The following is a 26,928-nucleotide window of genomic DNA, read 5'->3' as shown; positions in this document are numbered from 1 at the left end:
GACGCCCTCGCCACCAAGCCCGCCACCAAGCCCGCGATCGAACCCGCTGCGCCCAGATACCGGGGCCCGCTCACGCGGCGTGGGGCAGATCCGGCTTTGCCGTTGCCGTGTGCTGGGTCGGCCGGCTGGGCGTCGGCGCCCAGCCGACGTAGGTGAGATACAGCCCGACCAGCGCAAAAACCAGGCACAAGCTCACCCACACGGCCTGCGCCCCGATCATGCTGTTGGCGACCGACACGAAGACCTTGGGAAAGGCCAACAGCAACAGCCCGCGCAACGTGACAAGCCAGCCCAGCAGGGACACGATAATCGCCGCGGCACCGCGCCAGCACTGGTGATTGGCCACCATCACCAAGCCGAACAGCAAGACGAAAGCCCCGGTCACCCAGGTCCACAGCGAATTGGCCTCGAATTGTGACAGCAGTTTCGCCATGTCGGAGGCGCGCACCACAGCCGTCACGTCGACGATCACCAGGAAAGGACCGAGCACCCGGGAGAACATGCGGGTTCGGGTCTGCGAATCGGGCGAGACGTTCATGGCCATACCTCCATCCGACGCCATTGACGCATCACCTTGAATCGCATCATGCGACGGCCTGCCGCGGTAGGGACCGAAGTCACTGCTAGTTACCGAGCGGCCGCCTCGCCTACATGGGCACCAGGAACTCGGAGGTGTAGAACTCGGCGGGGTCTTGGGAATTGCTGTTGGGATGCTCGACAATCACCCACACGCCGGTCGTGCCTTGGCGCACCGTGTCGCGAATGGTCACCGTCCCCGTCCCGGCCGCATCGAGGTCAAGGCCGGTGAAAGCGGTGCCCGGGGCCCCGGGACCGCACGGGGCTGTAGATGGCCGGGGTTCCTGGATCAGGCCGACGTCGTAATGCATCCCCGGCTGCGCCGCGTCGACCAGGTGCACCTCGGCGACCACCTGCGACCCCGCTCGGTGGATGAGCGCGGAGCCGGTGCCGGTAGGGGGAGAAACCGCCGGCAGCATGGGCGCGACCGAGGTGCGGCTGTAATCGCATTGCCGCATGGCCGCACCCAACGCCACCCGGGTGGCGCTGCTCGTGCCGGGATTGGCCACCGCAGTGGCGACCGTGATAGCCGCCGGGCAACTCGCCAAAGTGATTGCTGCCGTTATGGTCATAGTTCGTGTCAGCCTGCGCATGGCCCCCACCATTCTTTCCCCGCGGTTTGCCCGACCCGCACTAGATATTGACCGCATCGGCGACGGCGAAACCTCGCGCGGATTTGCCGGCCGGGTGCGGACGGATACGCCGCCCGCCCCTCGAATCTGGTGTATAACCACAGCGACCGGCCGCGGGAAGTGGCGCTCTCCAAGGGTGTGACTACAAGGTGATGGGCACGTCGAAACGAGTTCGATGACACACGAATTGCGGATCTCGCGGCGACAACTCGGTGCCGCCACGGGAGCCATTCTCGCGGGCGGGCTGATTGCCGTCGGTACCCGCGGGCACAAGTCCGCGAACTCCGCGGCATCGGCAGTCTCGCCGCAATCGCTGGGGTACACGGTCAATGTCAACGAGCCCGGCGGTGCGCCCGGCTACATATTCTTTGTCTCCGGAACCACGGCGGCCCATCTCGGGAACGTGTCGCGCCCCTGTGTGCTGGTCATCGCCGACAAGGCCGGACATGTGGTGTGGCAGCGCCAACTTCCGGCCGGGGAGACCGCGGGCAACCTCCGGGTCCAGCGCTACCGGGGAAAGCCGGTGCTCACCTGGTGGCAGGGCCGCAAGCAATGGGGCCACGGACTCGGCGCCAGCTATATCGCCGACGAACATTACAACGTGATCAGTACGCTGACGCCCGGCGGCGAGTTGTCCTCGGACATGCACGAATTCCGGCTCACCCCGGACGGCCGCGCCCTGATCACCTCCTACTCGGAGGTCGCGGCCGACCTCACACCCATCGGCGGACCCAGGGACGGCCGGGTCTACAACTGCACCGCCTCGGTGGTCGACGTGGCCACGAACCAGATGCTGTTCCAGTGGGATGCGTTGAGCCACATCCCGATCAGCGACTCGCCGGCGAAATACACCGCCGGTCAGACGCTCGACGTCTACCACATGAACTCGATCGCGCAGGACCCGGCGGGCAACCTGGTGATCAGCATGCGCGCCCTCTCCACGGTCTTCAACGTCGATTACCGCACCGGCGCCATCAACTGGCGACTGGGTGGTAAGCGGTCCACGTTCGCCCTGGACGACGGCGTCGAATTCGCCTACCAGCACGACGTGGAGATGCCCGATGCCGCCACGATCACGTTGTTCGACAACCACTACCAGGGCAGTCAGGGGCACATGGGCGATGGCTCCGTGCCGACCAGCCTGAAATGGATCCACCTGGACAGCGCCGCCGGCCGGGCGAGCCTGGTCCGGGCCCAGCGGCACCCGGGAGATCTCAGCGTGGGGGCCATGGGCAACCTGCAACAGCTCCCGGGTGGCAACACCTTCTCCGGATGGGGCACCGCCGAACACATCTCCGAGTTCACCGCGGGTGGCGAGATGGTGTTCGACGCCAGCCTGACCGGCGGTACCTATCGGGCCTTCCTCGACGAGTGGACCGGCGATCCCGTCGAACCCCCGCAACTGACCTTCGCCGGCGATACCGCACACGCCGTCTGGAACGGCGCCACCAGGGTGACCCGATGGCGGTTACTGCACGGCCCGGAAAGCAACACCATGACGCCGCGGACCACCGTCGCCTGGTCCGGCTACGACACATCGATCCCGGTGACCGAAAGCCGGGACGGCTACTACCAACTCGAGGCGCTGGACGCCGACGGGGCCCTCATCGGCAGGAGTGTGCTGATCGCACGGTAAGGAAGGCTGCGACGAGACTGCGTCTTTGTCGTCGAAACTGTGACCAGCGCGTGTTCAGCGGCTCTCGGCACACTGTGGGCGCAGACTCGAATTCAGGGGCCGATCCGGATCTTGCCCGGCGACCACAATCCGCTGCGGGTCGCGGCGCCCAGGTCGAGTTGCGCGGGCGGGGCATCGACCAGGGTGTCGAATTTGCGCAGTGATCCCCAGTCGCGGGCCCAGTCGCGGGACAGATAGGTGGCCATCACATGGGCGCGCAGCAGCAGGTCGGTGATGCCCAGCAGGCCGCCGTTGACGCCGTCTTCCCAGGTGTCGGTGTCCAGCTTCTTGGCGTTGTAGTCCGGCGTGATGCGGAACCTCGGAATCTCGGTGACACCGTTGACATGCAGCATCGGCTGCTGACACGGGAACGCCAGCCCGACCGCCCAGTCCAGCAGCACCGGTTGGGTGGAGCCGACGTATTCCTGCAACGACCGCAGGTCCGGCACCCGCGGCGGGGTCACCGCGATCCAGTCCTCGGGGGTCAGGGACAGGTCCTCGGCCACCACCCGGACGGCGACGGCGTCGGCGGGCATCTTGTCGCGGGCGAACCGCAGATTGCGCCAGGCTTTGGGCTGTTCCCCGTAGAGGTCGTCGGGCACCAGCCGTCCGGCGGGCACCAGCGCGCCCGGCCCAGGTAGCGCGTACTCCAGCACCACCGTCTGCCCGGGGGTGTAGCCGTGCAGCACGCTGTGCCCGGCGATCTTCCCGGCGGCGGTCACTACCACCAGCGGATGTCCGTCGTCCGGCTTGGGCAGCAGATACCACGCCGAGGCGAGTTTGCTCTGCTGCTGCGGCCCGGTGGTGTAGGTGCCGGCCAGCGGAACCCGCGCGGGGTCGAGTTGGTAGGGCATCGGCACGGTGGAGCCGTTGATGCCCGCGGTCTTGAGTTTGGTCGGCGCGTCCCAGTCGTAGTCGGTGCCCGGCTGGTTGGGTTTCATCACGATCGCCTCGGCGACGGTGTGTTCCGGCACGCCGTTGGGGGTGAAGCCGGTCGGGTTGATGCCGCCCAGCGGCCCTAGCGGGCCGTAATCGCCGGGCAGCGCAGTCATGAAGCCCTCGTTGGGATCCGGCTCGACGAGCACGTCGTCGGCCAGCCCGCAGCCGCCGACGAACGCCCGCAGGTTGGACCAGCCGTTGGAGTAGGTGGGGTATTGGCGCACGATCCCGGCAACCATCGACGCGACGAATACCAGCGCCATGAAGCCGGCCGCCAGCGGGACCGGCGCGGTGGTCAGTGCGCGCGGCAGGCGGCCCTCACCGCTGCCCCGGGGTGCGAAATGCAACCAGGCCGCATACAGCGCGGCGATCGCGAACAGCGCGAAAAAGATTGTGCTGACCGTGATTCCGGCGATCTTCGGCATCGCACTGTTGAACGGCACGCCGTAGCTGGAGACGTACCACCAGCCGTTGGTGGTGGCCCAGCACAACGCCAGCATGAACAACAACGCGGCCAGGAACGCCATCCGGTTGCGCGACCAGCGCAGCACCGTCGGCGACACCAAAACCGTCGTCAGCGCGGCCATCGCCGCCCCCACCGCGGCGAACAGCCCGAAGTGGTGCACCCACTTGGTCGGGGTGAACATCAGGAAGAACATGGTGGCGAAGATGACGCCCATCAACCGCCACGCCGGCCCCCGCGCTACTCGGGGAATTCGCTTGCGCCGCAGCATGATGAACAACGCGGTGAACAGGCACAGCGCGGTGATCAGGAAGCCGAAGCGGCGCGACAGCGAACCGTCGACAGTGGGCAGGATGAGATAGTAGTAACGCAGGTTCTCGGTGTACCAGGCTTGACTGGGACCGATCTTTCCGCGAACCCTGGTGGCTTCCAATACCGTTGACAGCGTCTGGTCGGCGAATACCACGGTCAGGATGATGGTGCCGGCGGCCAGCATCGGCGACAGCAACGGCAACGTGCCCACCAGGCGGTGGCGTTTCACGAAGATCCGCAGGATCGGGCGGCCGCCGGCCACCAGCGCGGCGACCGCGATCAAGCCGGTGGGCTGCACACCGAGCGTGAACGCGGCGGCGATGATCGCCAGCGCCGCCGGCGTCAGCCGGCTGTACCGCATCGACCGCTCGATCAGCACATAGGTGACCAACGAGCCCAGCGCGATAATGCCTTCGGGTCGCAGGCCGTTGTTGAACGGCATCCACGCGGTCAGCAGGACCATCGCCGCGGCCCAGTTGGCGGGTTTGCTGGACGCCACCGCCGGCCCCAGCCGGGGCAGCACCTCACGGGAGAGCAGCAGCCAGCACACCAGCCCGGCGAACAGGTCCGGCAACCGCATCCAGATGCTGGCATCGCTGACATGGGTCATCAGCGCCAGCAGGTTGTAGTACCAGCCGAACGGGTCCTCCGGGCTGCCGAACCAGCGGAAGTAGTTGGACATGTAGCCGGCGCGGTCGGCGACGCGGGCCATGCCCAGGATGTAGCCGTCGTCGGAGGAGTTGGCGCCGATGACGTGCCAGAGCAGGAACGCGAAGATCACCACGGCGTCGAGCAGGGTGAAGGTGCGCCAGTTCGCCGGAATCCACCGGCGCATCCCGCCCGGCGACGATGCAGGCCGATGCGACCTGAGGAGGAGCCGGGCAATTGAGCCCCGCCCGTCCAGCTGATCGAGCCGCCACAGCGCGATCAACGCGACGACGGTGGCCACGATCGCGCCGATGATCGCCAGCAGTTTCAGCGTGGTGGGGGTGGTGGAGAACCGGGTGTCGATGGTCGCCGACAACCGCAGCCCCGCCGGAGCGGGCCCGGTGAGGTCGGTGAACACCCCGACAATCTGAGGCCGCAGGTTGGGGTCGGGGAAACCGCCGCGCAATGGTTGCCCGCCGGGATCCTTGAGGCCCACGAAGGTGGCGAACGTTCCGGCGTGCGTCGAGGTGACCTCGATGTGCTGGCATTGCGGGGAAGCCACCAGGTCGCGCGGCACCGACACGATCACGACGTTGCGGTCGGTGACGTCGACCCGCTGGCTGCTGACGACGACGAACATCGCCTGCAGGTTGGCGTCCTTGCCCTGCTTGGGCGCGGTGCCCAGCACCACACCGCCCTGCGGCGGCATGGCGCGCACCACCTCGCACGGCACGGTGGCGGTCAGGTCGACGGGCGTCAGCGAAATCAACGGCGCGGTCACGCTATTAAGCCGCCCTTGCTGCGGCCAGTTGAGCATCGCGGTGGTCTGCACGACGGGCAGCAACGGCGTCGCGACCGACAATACGAAGCCGACCAGGCCCGCGATCGTCGCCACCCAGCGGGTCACCCGTACGTCACGGCTGGTTGCGGTCATGCTCATGGTCACCGTCATGGGAGAGCCCTGATCGGTCCTTGCCGGCTCCAGCCGGGCACGGTCACCACGCCTTGTTGGACGACGGCATCCGGCGCCTGATCGGCCGGCACCAGCCGGTAGTACTGCTCCACCGTTCCCCAGTCGCGATACCAGTCGCCGCGCAGGTACGTCGAGATCGTCGAGGTCCGCAGCAGCGCCTGGGTGAACAGGAACGGTCCGCCGGTCTGGCTGGACTGCCACAGGTTCGACGACACCGCGGTCTGCTTGTGGTCGGGCATGATCCGGTATTGCGGAAGTTCGGCCACGCCAAGGTGTTCGGAGAACGGCCGCTGGCAGGGGAAGTTGGCGGCGGTCGCAATGTCCATCAACACCGGCGTCTGGGAGCCGATCAGCTGCTGCAGCGTTTCCAGCACCGGCACCCGCGGCGGGGTGAACGCGAACCATTGCTCGGGGCTCAGGTTGGGGTCATAGGCGACGATGCGCGCGACGTCGGCTTCGGGCGGGGCCCAGGTCAGCGGGAACCGCAGGTTGCGCCACGCCGGTTGCGGGCCGAGGTCGATCGGGAACACCTGCCCGAGCGCCTGGATGCTGCCGTCGGGGCGGGTGAGGCCCCACTGCAGCTTCAGTGACTGGCCGTAGACGAAGTCGCCGTCCTCTTTGTAAGACCAGATGGCCCCGGCGGCCGAGATCACGACCAGCGGCCGGTCCGCGCTGCGGGCGGGCAGTTGATACCAGGCCGAGGTGGCCGTTGCAGCCAGGGTGTTTTCGCCGTAGCTGCCCATCACCGGGGTGCGAGCGGGATCCAGCCCGAACGGCAGCGCCGCGTGCGAGCCGTTGACCCCGACCGGGCCCTTGCCGCCGGCGGTGCCGGCGGAGTCGGTGACGGCGGCGTTGGGTTTGTTGGGCGATGCGTCGGAGTTGACCACTCCGGGTTTGCTGACCACCGGGTCGGACTTCAGGTCCTCGCCCACGCCCTCGGGTTTGAAGCCGACCGGGTTGACGCCGCCGAGCGGTCCGTCGGGTCCGAAGCTCTGACCCGGAACCGGTTGCAGCATGCCGGCATTGGGGTCGGGCTCGGCCAGCACGTCGTCAGCCATGGCGCAGCTCGACAGCCCGGATTCCAGGGCGGCCAGGTTGGCCTTGGCGGTGGTGTACAGCGGGTAGCGGGCGGCCGCGCCCTTGGCCAGCGAGCCGACTTCGCCCAGCACCATGATCACCGCGACCACCAGCAACGGGGTGGAGGCCAGGACCCGGTTGCGCCGGTTGTCCTTGACCTCGGTGTGCCCGGCGTAGTCCATCCGGAAGTGGTACCAGGCGGCCAGCAGGCCGGTCAGCACCGACAGCGCCAGGAACATCGACGTCACCGGGTGGCTGGCGATGACCGGCTGGATGTCGTACCACGGCACCCCGTAGTTGCCGACGTAGAACCAGCCGTTGATGCCCGAGGTGGCCCACGCCAGCACGAACAGTAATGCGGTGATGTAGAGCGTGAGGTTTCGCCGGCTGTGCAGGCCGATCCGCGCCACGGTGAACGCGGTGACCGCCCCCAGGGCGCCGGCCAGGCTGGCGAACGCGCCGAACTGGATGGCCCATTTGGTCGGAGTGAACGTCAACAGCAATAGGCCGACAGCCGTCGTACCGATCAGCCGCCAAGCCGGGCCGCTGGCCAGCCCCGGCACCCGGCCGCGCCGCAGCAGCACGAACAGCATTCCGAACAGGCAGAGCAACATCACCAGCACGGCGAATCGCCGCGACATCGACCCGTCCGCGTTGGACTCGACCGTGAGGAAGTAGTAGCGCAGGAAGTCTTGATACCACGCGATCGTGGGCCCGACCTTGTACTTGATCCGCGCCGACTCGGCGACCGTCGCCAACGTCTGGCTGCGGAACACCACCACGGTGATCAGCGACAGTGATGCCGCCAGCACTGCCAGCGGCGCCAGTAGGCCGTCGGTGGCCTGGCGCCGCCGGATGATTTGGGCGATGGCGCGGGCGCCGGTAAGCAGCGGGGCCAGCGCTATCAGGCCCTGCGGCGCCAGCGTGGCGGTCAGCATTGCGACGATGATGGCGAGCGCGCCCGGCGCCAGGTGCCGTTGCGCGATCGAGCGTTCCACCAGCACCCAGGTGATCAGCACACCCAGCGCGATCAGCGGCTCGGGCCGCAGGCCGTTGTTGAACGGCAGCCACGCGGCCAGGAACACCGCGCCGGCGGTCAGCACCGCCGCCGGGTTGGACGCCAGGCCGCCCTTGCCGGGTCCCAGCCGCCGCAGCGCGAAGTGACTGATGATCAGCCAGCAGCCGATCCCGGCCAGCGTGGCCGGCAGCCGCATCCACACGCCGGCGGTGCTCACCGACGCCAGGTGGGCCAGCATGCCGAGATACCAGTCGAACGGCGCATCCGTGGTGCCGAAGTAGCGGTAGTAGTTGGCGACGTAGCCGGCCTTGGGCGCGACGCGGGCGATGGTCAGGTTGTAGCCGTCGTCGGACGAGGTGGGGCCGATGATGTGCCAGAGCAGCAATGTGGCGATCACCCCGGCGTCGGCAAGCCAGATTGCCCAGCCGGGGCGGCGTCGGGAGAGTCGCACGCCGCGCCGGCGTTGGCGGTCCAGGACCGCCAACGCGACGATGGCGGCCGCCACCGCCAGCGCGCCCAGGGTCATCGCGATCGTCTTGACGGCGGTGGGGTTGGTGATGAATCGGGTGTCGACGTCCACGCGGGCCGACAGGCCGGGCTGGGCGGGCACCTTCAGGTCGGTAAAGATCCCGCCGATCTGTGGCTTCTTTTCGGCGGGCAGAGTTCCCGCGGCACCGGGAATGCCGACGAAGTCGGCGTGCGCGCCGCCGGCGTCGGCCCATAGGTGCAGCACGCTGCAGCGTCCCTCGGCGATTGCCGAGCGCGACGCCACCGCGGCCACCGTGTCGCGGAAGGCGACGACGACGGTGTCCTTGTCGGCCCGGACGAACAGGCCATGTTTACCGGTGTCCACGCCGCCGGCCGGCAGGGTCGACAGCACCAGGCCGCCGGCGCTGGGCAGGGTGGCGATCGCCGCGCACGGGACCGAGACGTCGAGTGCCCGCGGCGCCCCCGACACCAGCGGTGCGGTGATCTGGGTTGTATCGCCGGCGGCGGTACTGCCCTGGGGCCACAGGATCGTCGCCGTCGTCTGCTTCACCGGAAGCAGCGGAACCAGGGCGCACAACAGCAGTCCGGCGATTCCCGAGACGACGGCTACTAGGCGGGCGATCCGGTGAGATCGCTCATTACCGTCGAGGGGCACGAGGGTCGATCGTAGGCGACGAGGCTGAGTGGCTTTGAGATGCGGGGCCGGACAGCGTGGGCGGTTATTGCGGTCGAGTCTGCGTCAGTCGCGTGAAGCCGGCGCTGAACGGCGATGTGCGCGCAGTCTCGGCGCAGCCAGCGCGGGCTCGGACGGTGGGGTGCTGGGGTGGGGTGCGCGCTCAGCTGGTGCAACCCCAGCGGTCGAGCTTCGGGCCTACAGTGCGCGGCGCGGGCCGCGCGCGACCCGGTCGCCGACTTCTCAACGGCCTAGCTAGGACAGCTTCTGAACCCGGACTTGCCTGCCGGTATTACCCCTTGCGCAACGGCGCCGGATTCCACAAACCGCTACGGGTCACCGTGCCCAGCTGCAAGCGTGCCGGCTCGGCGTCGGGGTAATAAGGGGTCAGCCGCTGCAGGGAACCCCAGTCCCGGAACCAGTCGTCCTTGAGATAGCTGGCGACCGTCGTTGCGCGCAGCAGCAACTCGGTGATGCCCAGCGGGCCGCCGCCGTTCTTGTCCATGACGGGCGAGTTGGCCTCGGCGCCGAACCGGTCCGGCAGGATCCGCCATTTCGGCGTGTCGGTGACGCCGTTTTGATGGCCGAACGGTCGCTGGCACGGGAATGCCAGCCCGACCAGCCAGTCCAGGAACACCGGATCCTTGGAGCCCACCACGTCCTGCAGCGTGCGCAGCCGTGGAATCCGCGGCGGTGTCAAGGCGATCCAGTGCTGCGGAGCCAGGTCCTCGTCGTCGGCCACCAGGCGAATCTGGGTGGCGCTGTCGGGAATGGCCGACAGCGGCGCCCGCAGGTTGCGCCAGGCGGGCGCGGCGCCGACGTCGGCAAAACTCATGGACCCACTCGGCTTTCCAGCCGCCGCTTGGTCGTCGGTGGCCCATTGCACCTGGACTTCACGGGGGTCGAAGCGGCCGGCCGCCGAAACGACCAGCAGCGGTGTCTTGTTGCGTTCCTCCTTGGGGGGCAGGCGATACCAGCCCGACCGGAGCAGGGCCGGCACCTGGATGCCGGCCCGCCAGCTGCCCAGCACCGGGGTTCGGGCGGGATCGAGGTTGAACGGCAGCCGGGCGCGGGAGCCGTTGATCCCTGGTGCGGCGGTGGTGCCGCCTTCGGTGCCGGCCTCGGTGCCGGTGACCAGCCCGTCGTCGTTGATGAAGCTGCGATCGCCCGGACGTTCCATCACCGGGTCGGCCGAGACGTCAGCGGGAATTCCGTTGGGAGTGAACGCTTCTGAAAGGCCGGCACCCAGCGCCTCGGCTACCGGGGCGCTCATCGGGGGCAGCATACCGGCCTCGGGATCGAGCTCCACCAGCACGTCTTCGGCCAGCCCGCACCTCTTGCCGGTGACAGCTTGCAGGTTGGACCGGCCGACGGACCACGCCGGGTACTGGGAAATCATCCCCAGGGTCAGCGACGCGACTTCCATGATTACCAGCAGCCACGTCGCAATTGCCAACGGAGACTGGGTTATCCGGGCCAGCCGTGCCCCGATCCGGGTCCTGGGCGGCCCGTCGTCGGTGTCGACGAAGTGAAACCATGCCGCCACCATCAGCACCACGACCGAGAGCTCGAGCAGTGCGGTGGTAAGCGACCAGCGCCACTTCGGGAATGAATTCGACCATGGCACACCGAAATTGGATACGTACCACCAGCCGTTGACACTGGCGAAGGACAACGCCATCACAAAGATCACCACGGCGGCGAACACGGTGCGGTTGCGTCGGGACCGCAACGCCGCCCCGCTCACCGCGACCGCGGCCAGCGCCCCCAGTGAGCCGGCCAGCCCGGCGAACACCCCGAAGTGGTGGGTCCATTTCGTCGGGGTGAACATCATGGCCAGGAACGAGATGATGGTGATCCCGATGATGCGACGGCTGGGCCCGGCCGCGGTGCCCGGAATTCGCCCTTTGCGCAACGACATTGCCACCGCGACGGCGAGCGCGACGACCAGCGCCAGCACCGCGAAGCGGCGGGCCACCGACCCGTCGGGGCTGGCCATGAACAGCCGCTCGTAGCGGATGTGTTCGTCGAACCACTTGAGGCTGGGCCCGACGGCACGCTTGAGCAGGCTGGCCCCGGTCGCGCCGGCAAATGTCTGGTCGCGGAAGATCAGGATCGCGGTGACGGTGGCCGCGGCGAGCAACGGCGCCAGCAGCGGCAGCGCGCCGAACTGTTTGTAGCGCCGGTGCAGGATGGTCCGCAGCGGCCCGATCGCAACCAGCAGCGCGCCGATCGAGGCGATGCCGGTGGGCCCGGAGAACAGTGTCAGCGCACCGAGGATGCAGGCGATCGCCACCGGCAGCAGCCGGCTGGTGGCCACCGCGCGCTCCACCGAACACCAGGTCAGCAGGATGCCCAGGGCGATGATCGGCTCGGGCCGCAGGCCGTTGTTCAGCGGCAGCCAGACTGCCAGGAACATGCCCGCCGCCGTCCACGCCGCCGCGCGGCTGTGTTTGACGGCGTGGCCGAGACGGGGGATGACCTCGCGGCTGATCAACCACCAGCACATCAGTGCCATCGCCAGGGTGGGCAGCCGCATCCAGACGCTGGCCGTGGTGACGTGCGCCCACATTGCCAGCAGGTCGTAGTACCAGCCGAAGGGCGCCTCGGGTGTGCCGAACCAGCGGTAATAGTTCGCCATGTAGCCCGCGTGTTCGGACACCCGGGCCATGGTCAGGATGTAGCCGTCATCGGAGGTGTTGGCGCCGACGAAGTGCCACCACACCAGCACGGCGATGACCAGCGCGTCCAGCCCGCCGACCGACCACCAGCGCTGCGGCAGGATGCGCCGGTGGCGAGTGCCGTCGGCGGTGTCGAGGACGTGCAGTGCCACCAGGGCGACGGCGGTGGACAGCAGGCCGAGGATCATCGCGGCCATCTTCAGCGGGGTGGGGCTGCTGCTGTAGCGGGTGTCGACGGTCGCCGAGAAGCTCAGGCCCGGCGGTGTCGGGCCGGACAGATCGGTGAACACCCCGACGATCTGCGGCCGAAAGTCGTAGCCGCCGCGTTCCCCGTGCAGCGGCTCGCCGGGATGTTCGGTGTTGGGACCCTGTTTGAGCCCCACGAATTCGGCGGCGACCTTGTCGGCGTGAGCGGTAAACGTCAGCTGCTGACATGCGGGGCTCAGCACCTGGCTCAGCGGGGCGCTGACCACCGGGACATTGCGTACCACCAGCACCAGGTCGTCGTTGGCGCGCTGGATGAGCAGCCCACGGTCGACGGCGTTGGGGGCCTGCTTGGGCACCGTCGACAGCAGCACGGTCTTGCCGGTGTTCTGCGGCCCGGCCAGTCCGGCGGCGGCCTGGCAGGGGATGCTGATGGTCAGTTCGGTGGCTACATAGCCGATCAGCGGCGCCTCGACGCTGGTAAAAGTGCTGCCTTGCGGCCAGTTCAGTTGCGCGGTGGTCTGCTTGACCGGCAGCAGCGGGGTGGCCAGCGCCAGGATGGTCCCGAGCAGGCCCGCGACGGCGGCGACGAACCGGGCGATCCGGTAGTTTGCTCCCGCATCGCTCACGGAGGTAGATGGTAGCCGGGCGACGATGCGGGCCGGTGGGGCCCGCTGAGGAGTCCGGCAATCAGGCCGGGGCGTTGCAGTGCATCCGCTGCGGTTTCGGTGGCCATCAGGCACCCGGCGCCGGTTTGCGAACGGCCAAGACGAAAGGGCCTATGGTCTCGACGCTGAAACGCGGGTCGGCAAAGAGGGCGGCCTTCAGGCCCACGGTGTAGCGACGGACGTTGGGCTGGTTGGGGTAGACGTCTTCGGCCAGCCGCAGGGTGTAGGCGTTAGCTGTGCCGGTATTGGGGCCACCGCGCATCAGGAACACCGTCGGCCCGGGCCAGGGCAGCTTGTCCAGGGCGGCGATGAACTCGTCGGCGGTCTTGAGCTTGGCCCAGCTCTCGATGTGGGTGGCGCGCTTGTCGAACTGCGCCAGCGGGTTGGCGTAGTGCGAGGTCAATCCCTGGAAACCCCAATAGGGGTAGTACGACAGGAAGCTGTAGTCGGCGGTAAGCACCACGAGCTGATCGCGCGGTTTGCCGGTGACCTTCCGAATGGCGGCGTCGATGGCCGGGTAGTACTTCTCGGAGCCGGGCGGTCGCCGGTCACCGCGCTGGCCGTGGCCGTCGGTGTCGGTGTAGGCGATGGTCAGGTCGGGTCGCAGCACGTCGGGGATGTCCTGGCTGAACGCGATGGCGCCGGCCAGTCCGATCGCGCCGGCTACCGGGAGTACAGCGTGCCGCCTTACGGCCAGCGCCTGTGCTGCCTCGACGAAGCCGAACGCTCCCGCTGCGGCCAGCAGCACGGTCAACGTCGGCTGCAGCCGAAACGACAACAGCGTGGTGCGGGCCAGCGTGGTCAGCATCGACAGCAGCGACCACAGGTAGACGGCCAGCACACCGATGGCCAGTGCGCCGGCCCGGGTCGAGGACCGCGCCCGGATCACTAGCCACAGGGTGCCCAGCAGGCACAGCGCTCCCAGCAGCGAGAACTGCAGCATCGGGAAGGTCAGTTCGGCGCCGTCGGCCGGCAAGTAGTGCTGGGCGCTGCCGGTGTTGCTGACCGGGTCGCGGGCCGCCCGCAGCAGATACGGCAGCCAGGTGGTGGAGCCGATGGCGGCCGCGATGACGGCGATGGCGGCCAGCCGGCGCAGCGGGTCGACGGCCGCCTTGAGGCCGCCGCGCCGCCACCGGGACCCGGCCAGCAGCAGCGCCATCAGCGCGACCGTGAACGCGCTGTAGGCCACCAGCAGCGTGTACCAGGTCGCCGCGAAGCCCAGGAAGACACCGGCGCCGACGACGGCGGCCCAACCGTCCGTCCTCATCGTCAAGGCGCGTGTGACGCCATTGTCACGCTCGGCTTCGGGCGTGACTGTGGCGTCACGCTCGCGGCGGCGATCGCCGGCGCGCAGCCCCGACCAGGTCAGCACCAGCACCGGCGGCAGCAGCACGGTGATCATCGCGGCGTACGGCTCCGGTGAGCTGTAGGCCAGCGTCACCGCCGCCGTGGCGATGGTGACCAGCAGCGCGTACTCGAAGCGGATCATCCGCCACCACAGCACCAGCGCAACTGCGACCGCCATGGTGATCGACGTGATGGCCCACGGCTTGAACATCTCCCAGGCCGGTGTGCCGGTCAGCGCGGCGGCGCGCCCGCCGATCCAGAACCAGCCCGGTGGATAGAACGGCGGCAGCCCGCGGTAGGTCATGTCCTGCAGGGCGGGGCTGTCGGCGAGCCGGGTCAGATACTCGGTACGGAATTGCTGGTCGACCGAGATCCCGAACAGGTACAGCTTGGTGGCTCCCAGCGGCATGCCCAGCGTCACCACGGTGAACGCCGACACCAGCACCAGCCCGCCCAGCCGCGCCAGCCGGCGAAACCGCCCCAAGCGCCACACCCAGCCGACGGCGAGCAGCCCGGCCAGACAGCTGACCTGGCCGACGGTGGTCAGCGCATGCAACTGGTTGGACGACGGGTAAGCCGGCCACTCCACCCGCGAAATAGCGTTCAGTGACACCACGGCTACGACCACAGCCACCAGCGCTGCCAGGGCCATCTGGCCAATAGTGGCCAGCGCGTTGCGGGCGCCCGGCATGCTCAGATGGGCAGCTTGCGGAAGATGCTTCTCGGGATGTGTCGCAACACCATCATCACGTAACGGAATGCTGCTGGCGCCCAAACCAATTCCTTACCTTTTGCGGCCGCGGTCACCGCGAGGTTGGCGACGTACTCCTTGTCGACGGTCAGCGGAGCTTCCTTGATATGCGCGCTCATCCGGGTACGGACCTGGCCCGGCCGTATCACCAGAACCCGAACCCCATACTCGCGCAACGCCTCTGACAAACCCAGGTAGAAGCCGTCCAGGCCGGCCTTGGTGGAGCCGTAGACGAAGTTGGACCGGCGCACCCGTTCGCCGGCCACGGTGCTCATCGCGATGATTTGGCCGAAGCCCTGGGCGCGCATCTTCTCGGCCAGCAGCACGCCCACCGAAACCGCCGCGGTGTAGTTGATCTCGGCGATCTGCACCGCCTTGCGCTGGTTCTGCCACAGCTCTTCGGCATCACCGAGCAATCCGAACGCGACAATGGCCACGTCTATGTCACCATCGGCAAAGCACTGCTCGATCACCTTCGGGTGGCTTTCGGTGTCCACCGCGTCGAAGTCGACGAGTTCCACCGACCGCGCGCCGGCGGCCTTCATCGCAGCGACCGCGTCGTCGCGGCCCGGGTCGTCGGGCAGGCAGGCCAGCACGATGCGGGCCGGGGCGTTGCGCAGGTAGCGCTCGCAGATGGCCAGCCCGATTTCGGACGTGCCGCCCAGCAGCAGGATGGACTGGGGGTTCCCCACGGCATCAAGCACCATTTAGAGCAGCTCCAAACGTCGGGCCAGGTCGGAGGCGAACACCCGCAGCGGGTCGACCTTGCGGCGCACGGCGATCCATTCGTCGATGCGCGGATACATGGCGTGGAAGGTTTCGGCGGTGGTGCGGGAATCCTTGGCGGTGTAGAGCCGGCCGCCGAATTCCAGTACCCGGCGGTCGAGTTCGCTGACGAACTCGTTCAGGCCGGCCTTGATCGGAAAGTCGACGCAGATGTTCCAGCCCGGGATGGGAAAGCTCAGTGGTGCCCGGTTGCCGGGGCCGAACAACTTGAACACGTTGAGAAACGAGTAGTGGCCGCTGGCCTGGATGTCGCGGATGATCTTCTTGAACTCGTCGACCGCCTCGGTGGGAATCACGAACTGGTACTGCAGAAAACCCGCCGGACCGTAGGCGCGGTTCCATTCACCGAACATGTCCAGCGGGTGGTAGAACTGCGTCAGGTTCTGGATCTTGCCGCGGTAGGTTCCGGACTTGCGGTACCACAGCTCGCCGATCGGCCCGAAGGTGTACTTGTTGGCCAGCCCGTTGGGGAACACGTCGGGAAACGTAAGTAGTTGGGGCGCATCGAATTTCAGCGGATTGCGCCGCAGTTTGTCGGGCAGCTGGTCGAGCTTGGCCAAACAGCCCCGAGACACCGCCGCCCGGCCCAGCTTCGGGGGGGCGCTGATCGCGTCGAACCAGGCGCTGGAATAGGTGTAGCGCGCTTCGCTGCCATCGCTGTGCAGGGCGATGGTTTCGTCCAGGGTGGCGGTGACGTCACCGTCGGCGATGAAGTACGCGGTTTCGGTGGGTGTCATCTCGATGGTGGCGCGCAGGATGATCCCGGTCAGCCCGTTGCCGCCGACGGTGGCCCAGAACAATTCGGCCTCGTCACCGTCCGGGGCGATCCGCCGGACCTCGCCGTTGGCCAGCAGCAGGTCCATCGACCGCACATGGTTGCCGAAGCTGCCCGCGCTGTGGTGGTTCTTGCCGTGGATGTCGCAGGCGATCGCGCCGCCGACGGTGACTTGGCGGGTGCCGGGCAGCACCGGCACCCACAGCCCGAACGGCAGGGCGGCCTTCATCAGCTGGTCGAGGTTGACGCCGGCGTCGACGTCGGCCAGTTTGGTGTCGGCGCTGATGGAGTGGATGTTGTTCAGTCCGCTCATGTCGATCACCAGGCCGCCGCCGTTTTGCGCGTTGTCGCCGTAGGAGCGGCCCAGGCCGCGGGCGATCACACCGCGGGTACCGGAGTCGGCCACCCGGGCCACCGCCTTGGCGATCACCTCCGGATCGGGTGTGCGCAGCACGTCGGCCACCGACGGCGCGGTGCGGCCCCACCCGGTCAGCCGGGTGGGAGTGGTGGAACTGGCGTTGCTCGACATCGTCAAAGAGGGTACCGCCTCCCGCGGTGACGTTGCGGGACGCCGACGTCCGGCAGCGGAGGTAACGAGCCAAGGTCGCGGTCCGCTCAGCGGATGCGGAAGATCACCGCTCGCTGCACGACGAAGTTGATCACCGTGGCGGTGCCCTGCGCGATCACGAACGCGACGGGTATCGCCCACCCCCGGTAGTGCAGCAGCGCCAGGCAGAGATGATTGAGCCCGACCTGCACGGCGAAGGTAACCCCGTAAAGGCCCATGACCGCGGCGAACCGCGCGCTGCTCGGTGAGGCCTGGAAGGTCCATCGGCGGTTGATCAGGTAGGCGGTGATGGTGCCGACGATGACGCTGATGAACTTCGACAGGTCAACCTGCAGGCCCGCCCCTTTGTAGAGCGCAACGTAGACGCTGAAGTCGACGATCGCCGCGAAACCGCCGGTGACGACGAAACGCACCATCTGAGTCGTCAGATGCAGGTGCTGATGGTGCTCGCGCGTGGGCGTGGGATCAGGCTCGGGCGGGATCATCGGGGGGAAGTCTAACCGGGCCGGCCGACGCACCGGGTGCCTTCCGATGCCGCGCGTCAGCCGATCAGGTGGGCAACTTCATTGCGATCAGCTCGACCTGACTGGGTCCCCGGGGGGTGGAGTAGGTGACGGTGTCGCCGGGTTGACGCCCGGCGAGCGCCTGACCGAGCGGGCTGTTGGCGGTCAGCGTTTCCGCTTCGTGGCCTTCGGGGCTCTCTTCGATGACGGAGATCACGTGCATCGTGACGACCTCACCGTCGGGAAACCGCAACGTCACCTCGGTGCCACCGGGCAGCGCGTCGGACCCGGTCTCGCGCAGCGGCCCGGACTTCAGCCGGCGGTCCAGGTCGTTGATCCGGTCCGCGAGGACGGCGAGCTCGTCGGCGCGCTGGATTGCCTCGGCGGCGTCGCCGTGGTCGCCGATCATGCCGCGATCATTCTTTACCTCGATCTCAAGGCGGTCGTGGCGTTGCCGCAGCCTGGCCAGCTCGGCGGCGAGGTGATCGCGTGCCGCTTCCGCCAGCCCCGTTGATTGGACTTCCTCGCTCACGTCCGCAGACCTTTCGCCCCAGGTTGCCGGTAGGTGCCGGTACCGATTGCTCATCGGAATCGCGGCGCTTCAGTGTTACACCACCAACGGCCGGCCGTCACTGATATTCGCCAAGCGGATATAGCCGGTTAGTCGCGCCGTTAACCGTCGGGCGGCCCAGTCGCCCGGATCGGCGTGCCGGTCACGTCGTTACGCACCCTCTTTGGCGCCGCCGGTGAGCGGCGACACCACGTTGTCGGAGTCCTCGTCGTAGTCGAGTGCTCCGCCGCGCAGCGCGTCGAAGATGGCCACACCTTGCGACACCAGCCCGGCAGCCACCTGGCTGAGCCCTTCGGCGCCGTTCAGCACGGTCAGATTCGCCCCGGCCAGGCCACGGGCGGCTTTCTCGACGATCACCGGCAGCTGGTCGATGAGCATCCGGTCCAGCGCCACCCGATTGTGCGAAGCCGCCGCTTCGGCCTGGATCTTCATTTTCTCCGCGTCGGCGCCGGCCAGAATCCGTACCCGTTCGGCTTCGGCCTCGGCCGGCCGGACCACCTCGGCGACCAGTTCCTGCTGTCGTAGCTCGGCGGCCCGCTCGGCCAATTCGGTGCGCATTTGCAGCACCTCTCGCTGGGCCTGGGCTTCGGCGAGCGGACCGGCCTGCGCGGCCTCTGCTTGCGCCTTGTCGATCTCGGCCTTGTATTGCGCCTTGACGATGGCGGTTTGCCGGGCGAACTCGGCCTGCTTGCGCTGCGACTCCTGCTCGGCTTCGGCCGCGGCCTGGTTGGCCCGCGCCTGGGCGATCTGGGCCTGCTGCTGGATCGCGGCGTTATGTGGCGCCGACATCGCGTCGATGTAGCCAAGTCCGTCGTCGTCGATGGACTGTATTTGCAGCGCGTCGACGGTCAGGCCGATCCGGGCCATCTCTTCCTTGGAGCCGTCGAGTACCTCGGTGGCCAGCTTCTGGCGCTCGCGGATGATCTCCTCGACGGTCATCGAGCCGATGATCGAGCGCAGGTGACCGGCGAAAATGCGGCCGGTGAGCACCGACATCTGGTCTTGCTCGGACAGGAATCGCTGTGCGGCAGCGATGATGCTCTCGGCGTCGTTGCCGACCTTGAACGCGATCACGGCCCGGACGTTGAGCGTGATTCCTTGCTGGGTTACGCACTTCTCGGCAACCTCGGCTTCGCACATGGCCAACGTCAAGAAGGCGGCCTTCCGGAAGAAGGGGACGACGAAGGCGCCGTGGCCGGTGACGACCCGGAAGGGGACGTTGCCCTTGGCCTTACCCCCGGAGATCAGCATCGCCTCGTCGGGAGCGGGCACCTTGTAACCGAGCATCGTTGGACTCCTTACACTTTCGCGGTTTCTACGAGAAAAGTCCGGTTGGGATCATTTCGGTCCAGGGCTCGACGATGACCGTTCTCGCACCCCGAACCCCAACCACCAACACGTTGGTGCCCTTCGGCAACGGTTCGTCGGAGCGGGCCAGGAATGCCTCCCTGGTGCCCCGCACCGAAAGTATGACCTCGCCGGGACCGTCTGCACCCCTGGTTGCCACGATCAACGTCCCAACGCAACCGATCACCGAGGCGTCGCTCACGAAGGCATCCTGCTCCTTCAAGGGCCACGGCGTCGAGTTTTGCCGCCGTAGTCAGCCCCGCGGTTGGCGGGTGACGAAAGCTCGGCCCAGGTACGTCCCAGGTTCGTCGCTGATAGGTCGCTGATAGGTCACTGCGCCGCATCAGCTGGTCGCGCCGGACACCACATCCGGCACGTCGCCGGCCGGCCGCCCTTCCAGGCGCGGGGTGACCCGGGGATCACCGGAGACACCCCGTCGTGCGGTACCTTGCCGCCACCACCGGCGTCGGCATCGTTTCTGGCGCAATGCATCTCAACGCGGGTGCGGCCGGTCGGGGGTCAGACGGTGACCAGCGCCCCGTCCCGCTTCGGGGTCAGCACGAACGCCAGCAGGTAGAGCACCCCGACGACGATCAGCAGATTGCGGTAGCCGGTCACCAGGGCGCCATATTCGAGGCAGCCCCCCAGAATGGAACCGAGCAGGTTGATGGCGAATGCGGACTGTGCGTGCTCGGTGGCGGCGAAGCGCTTGGCAAAGGCGATGTTGGCCAGGTAAATCGGCAGGAACCCGACCACGCAGGCCACGAGCAGTCGTGGCCAGAACTGCCAACTCAGCAACCAGGCTGGGTCGACAACATACGCGATAGCCAGGGACGCGACGATGGCCCCCCACACCACGGGAAGCGGTGGAGTGCGGAATTTCCGGGTGGTCTCGACGGCCGCCAGGACGATCACCAGCACGCAGGCGAAGACCAGCGCGTTCACCAGCCAGGTGGTGCCGAACAGCAGCGCGAAGGTGGCGATGTTCTTGGTCTCCAGTAGCAGGAACGCGGCGCCCATGAAGAAGAGGTCGAAGTAGGACCGCATCGATCGAAACGAGCCGCCCAGCAGCCGAACCGCAAGCAGCGTGATCAGCATGATTCCGGCCAGTGCCCACACATACATCGCCGGGATCGCGCCGCCCTTGTAGTAGAGGAACGGGCTGTCGTCGGTGGCGGGCGCGACGACCGCGCTAAGCGGTGCGTACGGCGCGGCGCACTTCTGATTGGCCGGATCGACCGCGACGGTGATCACTGCACGATGATTGGCCGTCCGGTCGACACACGGCCGATGTCCGAAGGCGGCGGCCGCCGTCTCGGCCAGCCGGTCGATGAGCCAGGGCTGGCGATAGGCGTTGTACATCGCGAAGACACCGCTCGGCTTGAGGTGCTCGTAGGCCGTCCGTAGCGCGCGGTCGGTGAACAGGAACGATTCCAGGCGAATCTGCGAGGCGCCGTTGACCAGAGCCAGCGAGTCCGGCAGCGCGAACAGGATCAGGTCGTAGGTGGCGTCGGTCGATTGCAGGAAGGCCCGGCCGTCGTTGATGTGCACGGTGACGCGCGGGTCCGAGTAAGGCTGGTCGGGGTTGCGCCTGACGCCGATCTGCACGAGCCGCGGGTCGATGTCCACCGCGTCAACGTGCTTAGCGCCCTTGGACAATGCAATGGCGACATCGGACCCCGACCCCGCCCCGACGACGAGCACGTTATCCAGGCGCAGCGTGTTCGTCCGCTCGTAGGGCAAGCGGTATTGCTGGTAGGCCGGAGCGGACTGGGTGAGAATCCAGTCCGCCGGCGCCATCACCTGGTGCGGGATGCCGTTGACCGAGATCACCACCAGCGTCGCGCCGTCCCACGACCTATGTCCCCAGGTCTGCACCTTGTAATAAGGCGACCAAGAGACGCCGGCCGTGATCGACTCTGCGAGCAGGACCAGGATCAGCCCGGCGCCCGAGATCGCGGTCACCACTTTGAATCCGCGCTGATTCAGCGCCACCAGGATGACGGCGGCGACCGTCCCCCACACCACCGACGGCGCCCGCAGGAAGGACAGCAGCGTGAACATGCCGATGCCGAGCAGCGAACCGATCAGGTCCCAGCGGTAGCAGGTGAGCGCATCGAGTTGCCCGAAGCAGCGGCCGACCACCTCGCCCGGTCCGGCCATCAATGCTGCCACGACAACGAAGACCGCCGGCAGCACGATCCAGGCCGGCAGGCCGCTGGGGCTGACCGACGTGAAGTAGATGATGTCGCTGCCGCCGCGGTTCAATCTGATCGGAAACAGATGCACGGCGAGCACCAGCAGCATCAGCAGCACGCTGGACAGCGGCAGGATCGACCAGGATTTCCGGGAAATCAAGAAGCCGATGCCGATGCCCAGGAACGAGCCGAGCAACACAAAGTTGGTGAAGTACGACAGGTGCAGCACGTTTGACCCCAGCCAGCGGATCAGGACGAGCTCGATGAACAGTATCGCCGAGCTGCCCAGCAGCAACCGGGCGATGACCGCCCGGGCGCCGCGCCCAGTTGCCCGCTCGGGCGCCGGTTGCCCGGGCCGGGTCGAAGTCCGGGCCCGCAGCGAGGAGCTCACCGCCGCATCATGACATGTCGTGACCGCCGTCGAGGCCCTTGAACGAATAGTCGCCGAATCGCGACGGGCTTGAGCTAGATCGACATGCCCTCGAATCCGTCCTGCTCGTAGGCGTATTGCGGCTGATCCCGAATCCGATACACCTGGCTAGTGAGATGTCAGCGGGAAACCGTTGAACTTCCCCGGGACGAGCCGCGCGGTGTTCGATCGTGGCGCCCAATTTGTCCTCGATGTATTCGACGATGTATTGGACGATGTCCTTCACCCGCGTGTCGGTGCCGCTGGCGAAGTTGATCGCGCGGCCGTGCAGCGTCGGGGTGTGCAATACCAAGCTGCATGCGTCGACAATGTCGCTGACAGCCCTGCTAAAACGAACCGCCGCAACTGCGAGCGGCGGCAAGAACATGGGCCACCGCCGGACCCGCGTGGCGCCATTCCGCCGGGATCAGGACCACCTCGATGCCTGGGTCTCCCGTTATCCGATGGACCAGCGAGGCACCATGGGCGGCCGTTCCAGGAATCGAGCGTCAGGTACGACACCGGCTATGCCCCGAGCGGGCGTACCCGCCAACGGCAACCCCCCTAGCATGCCGCCCAGTCCGCTCGCGTCGGCGGCCGGAGCAGCACCGAGGCCAGTGCCCGCCAGGGCTGCGGCGGCTCGGGCCGGGGCAGCGGCGGTCCAGGCCTGTGGCACCGACAACGACCCGACTAAGCCTGCCTGCCCCATACCCGCCGACAGCACCGAAGCGTTACCGCCAACCAAACCGGCCGAGGCTGATCTGAGCAGGCCCGAACCCAACCCGTCGGCAATTGCCGGTGCCAATGCGGCGGTGGCCGACGGGAGCAGGCCCTTCAGCTTCTCTCCGGTCGACAGTCCGGCGCTGGCTATCCACGCGGTCGAACTCATCACCGACAGCATCGGACTCAGCGAGCTCAGCGCCGAGGACGGTGACGATAGCGGCGAGGCAAGGCCCTGCAACGCCGAAGGCAGCATTGAGGTCACCTGGGTCAGTGCGGCCTGCGTGTTCGTCACGATCGAATTGCCGCTCACCTGGGCCACAACCGCACCTTGCGCGGCGAGTCCGGCCGGGTTGGCGACCTGCTGCGGCGAGGTGAACGGCGTCAACATCGACGCCGCCGCAGATGAGCCCGCGTAGCCATACATCGCCGCCGCATCCTGGGCCCACATCTCCGCATAGTGGGCCTCGGTAGCCGCGATCGCCGGAGTGTTCTGCCCGAAGATGTTGGTGGCGATCAGCGTCATCAACAGGCTGCGGTTGGCCGCAATCACCGGCGGCGGCACCGTCGCCGCGAATGCCGCGGCATGGGCCGCCGCGGCGGCCCGGGCCTGGCCGGCTGCCTGCTCGGCCTGAGCAGCGGCGGTGTTCATCCACGCCACATAGGGCGCGGCTGCGCCCGCCATCCATGTCGCCGCCGGACCATGCCAGGACAAGGCGACCAACCGCGAGATCACCGCCTCGTAAGATGCTGCCGCCGAACTCAATTCGACGGCCAGCTCATCCCAGCCGGCCGCGGCCGCCAGCATCGGCCCCGAGCCGGGACCCGCATACATTCTGGCGGAGTTGATCTCCGGTGGGAGCGCCCCGAAATCCATTCGCGTATCCCTTCGATCACTGGCCGCTTCAGCCGGTTGCGGCCGCGTTGGCGGCCTCGGTGGCTGCATAGGAACCGGCACTGGTCGCCAAGGCGGCGACAAACTGGTCATGAATGGCTGTGGCCTCGGCGGCCACCGCCTGATAGAGCTGCGCGTGCGCGGCGAATTGGGTCGCGGTCAGCACCGACACTTCGTCGGTAGCCGCCGGCACCACGCCGGTCGTCGGAGCCGCTGCGGCCCCGTTTCCGGCGCTGATTGCCGAACCGATGCTCTGCAGATCGCCGGCCGCTGACGCCAGCGCTTCCGGTTGTGCAGTCACAAATGACATGGGTTGCCTCCCTTGAAAACGTCGGCACCGCTGCCGCCGACGCGTTTGTTGCTCGATTGCTCGAATAGTCCCGATGTCGTCGGGCTCGTTGTAGTGCTCGAGATTTCAGCGAGTCGGTCGACGGCAATCAGGCCGCGCGCCTGGACCTGTGCAAACCTGCCGCCACCGGCCCCTGTGGGGATCGGTCCTGGCGTGATGCGCGATTCGCGGTGGCGACGTTGGCCGGTGGTGTCGTACCCGCTCGGGTGGCCCGGTTGCCACGAGCTGCGCAGTGCACGGTTGATGTAGCCAAGGGGGTCCTTGGACACGACATGATTCATGCGATCGCCGCTTTAATCGAGGCCGCGACATGAGGCGCGGAGGTGGACGTGAGTCAGCTGTCACCGGCCGTCGTGGCATAACACCACGGCCTGATGCTGACCAGTCAGCGGCGAGCCAAGCAGAACCGGGTCAAGAGGTCTTGACCAGTGAGGACGGTGGCCGGCGCACGCGGGGGACTACGACCGGCCGGCCCCACAAGGTGAGTCAGCCATCCCTTGCCGGCGAGCGCCGCCAAAACGATGCCCACCACAATTAATGCGGTGACCGCCGATTGGGGCTGCGCAGCGATCGCAGATACCTTCGACGACTTGCAAATCGGCAGCCCTTGGACAAGTTGCGGCTGATCCGCAGTGACGGCGAGGGCGCCGGGTAGCGATGTGGACAGAAGGGGTTGCGGTGCGTTAGCCGTCGCAGACACGGTGCGCGCCGCCCCGCAGTGGCCAACGATCGCCAGCATCGCCACCGCAGCCGCTACCGCGACAGCGAATCGCAGCCGCAGCGGTCTGCATGCCGAGACACCTCGGACACCCGACCATAACCGGATGTGCCCCATACCCGCCCAGGGTACACCACCGGGTGCCGCAACCCAACGACTTCGAGCGCAGCATTTCGGTGACGTTTCTACGACGAGCCCGCTTCGATGGCCAACGATCGCAAGCCGGATCCGTTGGCGCGGAGAGACGTGTTGGTCAAGTCTTCTGGTCCGACGACCCGGCTATTGACAAGACCGTTGCTGCCCACGGCTCCGTTTGTCGTGAAGCCCAATCAAGACCACGCTAGCTAGCGCCGGGCGCCGAGTGGCCGGCCGACTGCTACAGGGTGCCCGCGTCCAAAGCCGGATAGTCGCAGCGTTCCAAATCAGTTGCCGGGCAATAGATCTGGAGCATCAGCTGGGCCGTCCAATTCCTCCTGCCGCATCGGGCTGGTCGGGGGACCAGGTGCCCGGCACCATGGGCATCGGTGGGCCGCCGCCGTATCCGTCATCGTCTAGCGTCGTTAATCCCGCTGCCGTGGGGATGCTGTCCTGCGAAACGATGCCGGCACTACCAAACGGCGCCGCACCGTCTTCGGAGCTCACCACCGCGCCGACGGTTTGGCCACCCGGCGGCCGGCCCCAGTCCGGGGCGACCTCGACGTCCATATTCATAAACTCGTCGCCATGCCCACGCAGCGTCGCGCGCCGGCGCCGCCGTGCTCGCGCCTGCTCCCGGGCTGCCGCCGGGGCCGCGGCGGTATCGGGCTCCGGCGCCTCCTTCTTGGCGCCGGAGCTGGCACTGGTGCTCATCCGCGAGTCAGACCCAATGCCGGGGCCGCCGGCCAGGTAGGGGTAGCCGAACCCCGCGACACCCGCGACCGGCGGCGGCGGGCCGGCCGGAGTGGCGGTTGGTGTGTGCGCGGGCACCGCACTGGAAGCGGGAGCCGAGCCGGGGCTCACGACACTCGATGCAGTCGGGGCGAGCCCGATGGTCGCCAACTTCGGCTCGGCCGCGACCGGGATAGGTTCGGCGGCTGCGCCCCCGGTAGGTATCGCGGCCAGGCCGGCTAGGCCGCTCCCTGCTGCCAGGCCGCTGACCGCGCCCAGATTCGCGATCGCCAGGCCAAGGCCGACCGACAACAACTGCGGAGATTGAATCAGGTAGGTGACAACCACCTGCACATGGAACATGAAATCGGCTTCCATCACGGCAAGAAAGGTTGGCACCTGCGCTGGATTCGTCAACAGGGTGTTCCAAAGCCCTGGCAGCTGCTCACTAAGTTCGGACGCCCAGCCCAAATAGAACTGTGGGTCGGTCGGGCAAAGAACCACCTCGGGTTCTCCGGTCCATGGATCTGTTCGGGTGCCGAGGTTGCAGCCGTCGCTGCCGCTGGTGCTGTCGGATTTCAGGATCTGCGGCACTGGCGAGACGCGCGATACCGCCGCCACCGCCGCGCCGGCGATTGCTTGATAGGTGCTCATTGTGGTGGCGGCCTGGATCCACATCCGCAGATAGGCGGCCTCGTTGAGGGCGATCGGGATGGTGTTGATCCCGAAGAAGTTGGTTGCCACCAAAACCGCGTGCATGGCATGGTTGGCGGCCAGCTCGGCAAGAGTCGGCATGGCCGCCAGTGCCGTGGTGTAGGCGGTTGCCACCGTGTCATGCTGGGCTGCCGTCTGCGCGCCGGTGGCACTGGCCTGCGCCAACCACAGCAGGTACGGCAGATGCGCGGCGACATACTGCTCGGCGCTGGGGCCATCCCAAGCGCCGACCTGTACCGCGCCCAACACCGCCGCGAGTTCTTCTGCGGCAGAAGCATATTCGGCGCTCAGCGACGACCATGCCGCCGCGGCCTCCGACAACGGGCCAGGACCCGGGCCGCTGCTCAGCAACGTCGAGTGCACTTCCGGCGGCAATGCCATC

18 protein-coding genes and 1 pseudogene are annotated in these 26,928 nt (G+C 67.5%); 1 reads left to right on the top strand and 18 read right to left on the bottom strand.

Annotation, left to right across the window (positions count from 1 at the left end):
* Nucleotides 1–70: 70 nt before the first annotated feature.
* Entirely contained in the window at nt 71–538 is a 468-nt protein-coding gene (locus AWC07_RS24050) for a hypothetical protein (protein ID WP_036411186.1), read from the bottom strand.
* Nucleotides 539–647: 109 nt separating this feature from the next.
* Nucleotides 648–1,169, bottom strand: a complete 522-nt coding sequence (locus tag AWC07_RS24045; protein WP_036411187.1) for a hypothetical protein — start codon at nt 1,167–1,169, stop codon at nt 648–650.
* Between the two features lie 214 nt (nt 1,170–1,383).
* Between AWC07_RS24045 and AWC07_RS24040 the strand changes: the two genes are divergently transcribed.
* Nucleotides 1,384–2,844: an arylsulfotransferase family protein gene (locus AWC07_RS24040; protein WP_084293410.1), complete on the top strand. Its 1,461-nt coding sequence runs from the start codon at nt 1,384–1,386 to the stop codon at nt 2,842–2,844.
* 92 nt (nt 2,845–2,936) lie between these two features.
* On the opposite strand, the gene embB is transcribed toward AWC07_RS24040, so the two are convergent.
* The 16 genes and pseudogenes from embB to AWC07_RS23955 all read right to left on the bottom strand — a co-directional run bounded on the left by embB (nt 2,937) and on the right by AWC07_RS23955 (nt 26,927).
* Nucleotides 2,937–6,197, bottom strand: coding sequence for an arabinosyltransferase EmbB (embB, locus tag AWC07_RS24035; RefSeq protein ID WP_036411168.1), 3,261 nt, complete (start codon nt 6,195–6,197; stop codon nt 2,937–2,939).
* The gene (locus AWC07_RS24030; protein WP_036411169.1) at nt 6,194–9,457 is read right to left on the bottom strand and encodes an arabinosyltransferase domain-containing protein; all 3,264 of its coding nucleotides are present in this window, start codon (nt 9,455–9,457) and stop codon (nt 6,194–6,196) included. Before AWC07_RS24030 ends, embB begins: the two co-directional genes overlap by 4 nt.
* Nucleotides 9,458–9,767: 310 nt before the next feature.
* Entirely contained in the window at nt 9,768–12,989 is a 3,222-nt protein-coding gene (locus AWC07_RS24025) for an arabinosyltransferase domain-containing protein (RefSeq protein ID WP_051507876.1), read from the bottom strand.
* Nucleotides 12,990–13,095: 106 nt separating this feature from the next.
* Entirely contained in the window at nt 13,096–15,066 is a 1,971-nt protein-coding gene (locus tag AWC07_RS24020) for a galactan 5-O-arabinofuranosyltransferase (protein WP_036411171.1), read from the bottom strand.
* Between the two features lie 2 nt (nt 15,067–15,068).
* Complete coding sequence (gene dprE2, locus AWC07_RS24015) at nt 15,069–15,833, bottom strand: decaprenylphospho-beta-D-erythro-pentofuranosid-2-ulose 2-reductase (protein WP_036411172.1); 765 nt, start codon at nt 15,831–15,833, stop codon at nt 15,069–15,071.
* Nucleotides 15,834–17,216, bottom strand: coding sequence for a decaprenylphosphoryl-beta-D-ribose oxidase (gene dprE1 / locus AWC07_RS24010; protein WP_036411174.1), 1,383 nt, complete (start codon nt 17,214–17,216; stop codon nt 15,834–15,836).
* 86 nt (nt 17,217–17,302) lie between these two features.
* Nucleotides 17,303–17,668 carry a GtrA family protein gene (locus tag AWC07_RS24005; protein ID WP_139829861.1) on the bottom strand — a complete coding sequence of 122 codons (366 nt, stop codon included), beginning with the start codon at nt 17,666–17,668 and terminating at the stop codon, nt 17,303–17,305.
* A gap of 136 nt (nt 17,669–17,804) precedes the next feature.
* Nucleotides 17,805–18,290 carry a GreA/GreB family elongation factor gene (locus AWC07_RS24000; RefSeq protein ID WP_036411178.1) on the bottom strand — a complete coding sequence of 162 codons (486 nt, stop codon included), beginning with the start codon at nt 18,288–18,290 and terminating at the stop codon, nt 17,805–17,807.
* Between the two features lie 189 nt (nt 18,291–18,479).
* The gene (locus AWC07_RS23995) at nt 18,480–19,616 is read right to left on the bottom strand and encodes an SPFH domain-containing protein (protein WP_036411179.1); all 1,137 of its coding nucleotides are present in this window, start codon (nt 19,614–19,616) and stop codon (nt 18,480–18,482) included.
* A 28-nt stretch (nt 19,617–19,644) separates the two neighbouring features.
* Complete coding sequence (locus AWC07_RS23990) at nt 19,645–19,878, bottom strand: NfeD family protein (protein WP_036411193.1); 234 nt, start codon at nt 19,876–19,878, stop codon at nt 19,645–19,647.
* 317 nt (nt 19,879–20,195) lie between these two features.
* Nucleotides 20,196–22,265 (bottom strand): spermine/spermidine synthase domain-containing protein, encoded by a 2,070-nt coding sequence (locus tag AWC07_RS23985; protein WP_139829854.1) that lies wholly within the window; start codon nt 22,263–22,265, stop codon nt 20,196–20,198.
* A 74-nt stretch (nt 22,266–22,339) separates the two neighbouring features.
* A pseudogene (locus tag AWC07_RS23980) lies at nt 22,340–22,653 on the bottom strand (NAD-dependent epimerase/dehydratase family protein); the annotation flags it as partial.
* 87 nt (nt 22,654–22,740) lie between these two features.
* On the bottom strand, nt 22,741–23,880 hold the full coding sequence (locus tag AWC07_RS23975) for a PPE family protein (RefSeq protein ID WP_036411183.1): 1,140 nt from the start codon (nt 23,878–23,880) through the stop codon (nt 22,741–22,743).
* 28 nt (nt 23,881–23,908) lie between these two features.
* Nucleotides 23,909–24,208, bottom strand: coding sequence for a PE family protein (locus AWC07_RS23970; protein ID WP_036411185.1), 300 nt, complete (start codon nt 24,206–24,208; stop codon nt 23,909–23,911).
* A gap of 424 nt (nt 24,209–24,632) precedes the next feature.
* Nucleotides 24,633–25,082: a putative copper homeostasis (lipo)protein LpqS gene (gene lpqS, locus AWC07_RS30040; protein WP_482805314.1), complete on the bottom strand. Its 450-nt coding sequence runs from the start codon at nt 25,080–25,082 to the stop codon at nt 24,633–24,635.
* A 333-nt stretch (nt 25,083–25,415) separates the two neighbouring features.
* Nucleotides 25,416–26,927: a PPE family protein gene (locus AWC07_RS23955; RefSeq protein WP_036415104.1), complete on the bottom strand. Its 1,512-nt coding sequence runs from the start codon at nt 26,925–26,927 to the stop codon at nt 25,416–25,418.
* Nucleotide 26,928 lies beyond the last annotated feature (1 nt).

It is taken from the genome of Mycobacterium gastri, assembly GCF_002102175.1.
Classification (GTDB): Bacteria; Actinomycetota; Actinomycetes; order Mycobacteriales; family Mycobacteriaceae; genus Mycobacterium; species Mycobacterium gastri.
This window is presented reverse-complemented; position numbering and strand designations above follow the sequence as displayed.

What these genes read in the sequence shown, in the direction of transcription:
- AWC07_RS24020 (WP_036411171.1), bottom strand. Translation starts at nt 15,066, where the DNA reads ATGCCGGGCGCCCGCAACGCGCTGGCCACTATTGGCCAGATGGCCCTG.
- embB (WP_036411168.1), bottom strand. Translation starts at nt 6,197, where the DNA reads ATGACGGTGACCATGAGCATGACCGCAACCAGCCGTGACGTACGGGTG.
- AWC07_RS24045 (WP_036411187.1), bottom strand. Translation starts at nt 1,169, where the DNA reads ATGCGCAGGCTGACACGAACTATGACCATAACGGCAGCAATCACTTTG.
- lpqS (WP_482805314.1), bottom strand. Translation starts at nt 25,082, where the DNA reads ATGGGGCACATCCGGTTATGGTCGGGTGTCCGAGGTGTCTCGGCATGC.
- AWC07_RS23975 (WP_036411183.1), bottom strand. Translation starts at nt 23,880, where the DNA reads ATGGATTTCGGGGCGCTCCCACCGGAGATCAACTCCGCCAGAATGTAT.
- AWC07_RS23995 (WP_036411179.1), bottom strand. Translation starts at nt 19,616, where the DNA reads ATGCTCGGTTACAAGGTGCCCGCTCCCGACGAGGCGATGCTGATCTCC.
- dprE2 (WP_036411172.1), bottom strand. Translation starts at nt 15,833, where the DNA reads ATGGTGCTTGATGCCGTGGGGAACCCCCAGTCCATCCTGCTGCTGGGC.
- dprE1 (WP_036411174.1), bottom strand. Translation starts at nt 17,216, where the DNA reads ATGTCGAGCAACGCCAGTTCCACCACTCCCACCCGGCTGACCGGGTGG.
- AWC07_RS24040 (WP_084293410.1), top strand. Translation starts at nt 1,384, where the DNA reads ATGACACACGAATTGCGGATCTCGCGGCGACAACTCGGTGCCGCCACG.
- AWC07_RS23955 (WP_036415104.1), bottom strand. Translation starts at nt 26,927, where the DNA reads ATGGCATTGCCGCCGGAAGTGCACTCGACGTTGCTGAGCAGCGGCCCG.
- AWC07_RS23970 (WP_036411185.1), bottom strand. Translation starts at nt 24,208, where the DNA reads ATGTCATTTGTGACTGCACAACCGGAAGCGCTGGCGTCAGCGGCCGGC.
- AWC07_RS24050 (WP_036411186.1), bottom strand. Translation starts at nt 538, where the DNA reads ATGAACGTCTCGCCCGATTCGCAGACCCGAACCCGCATGTTCTCCCGG.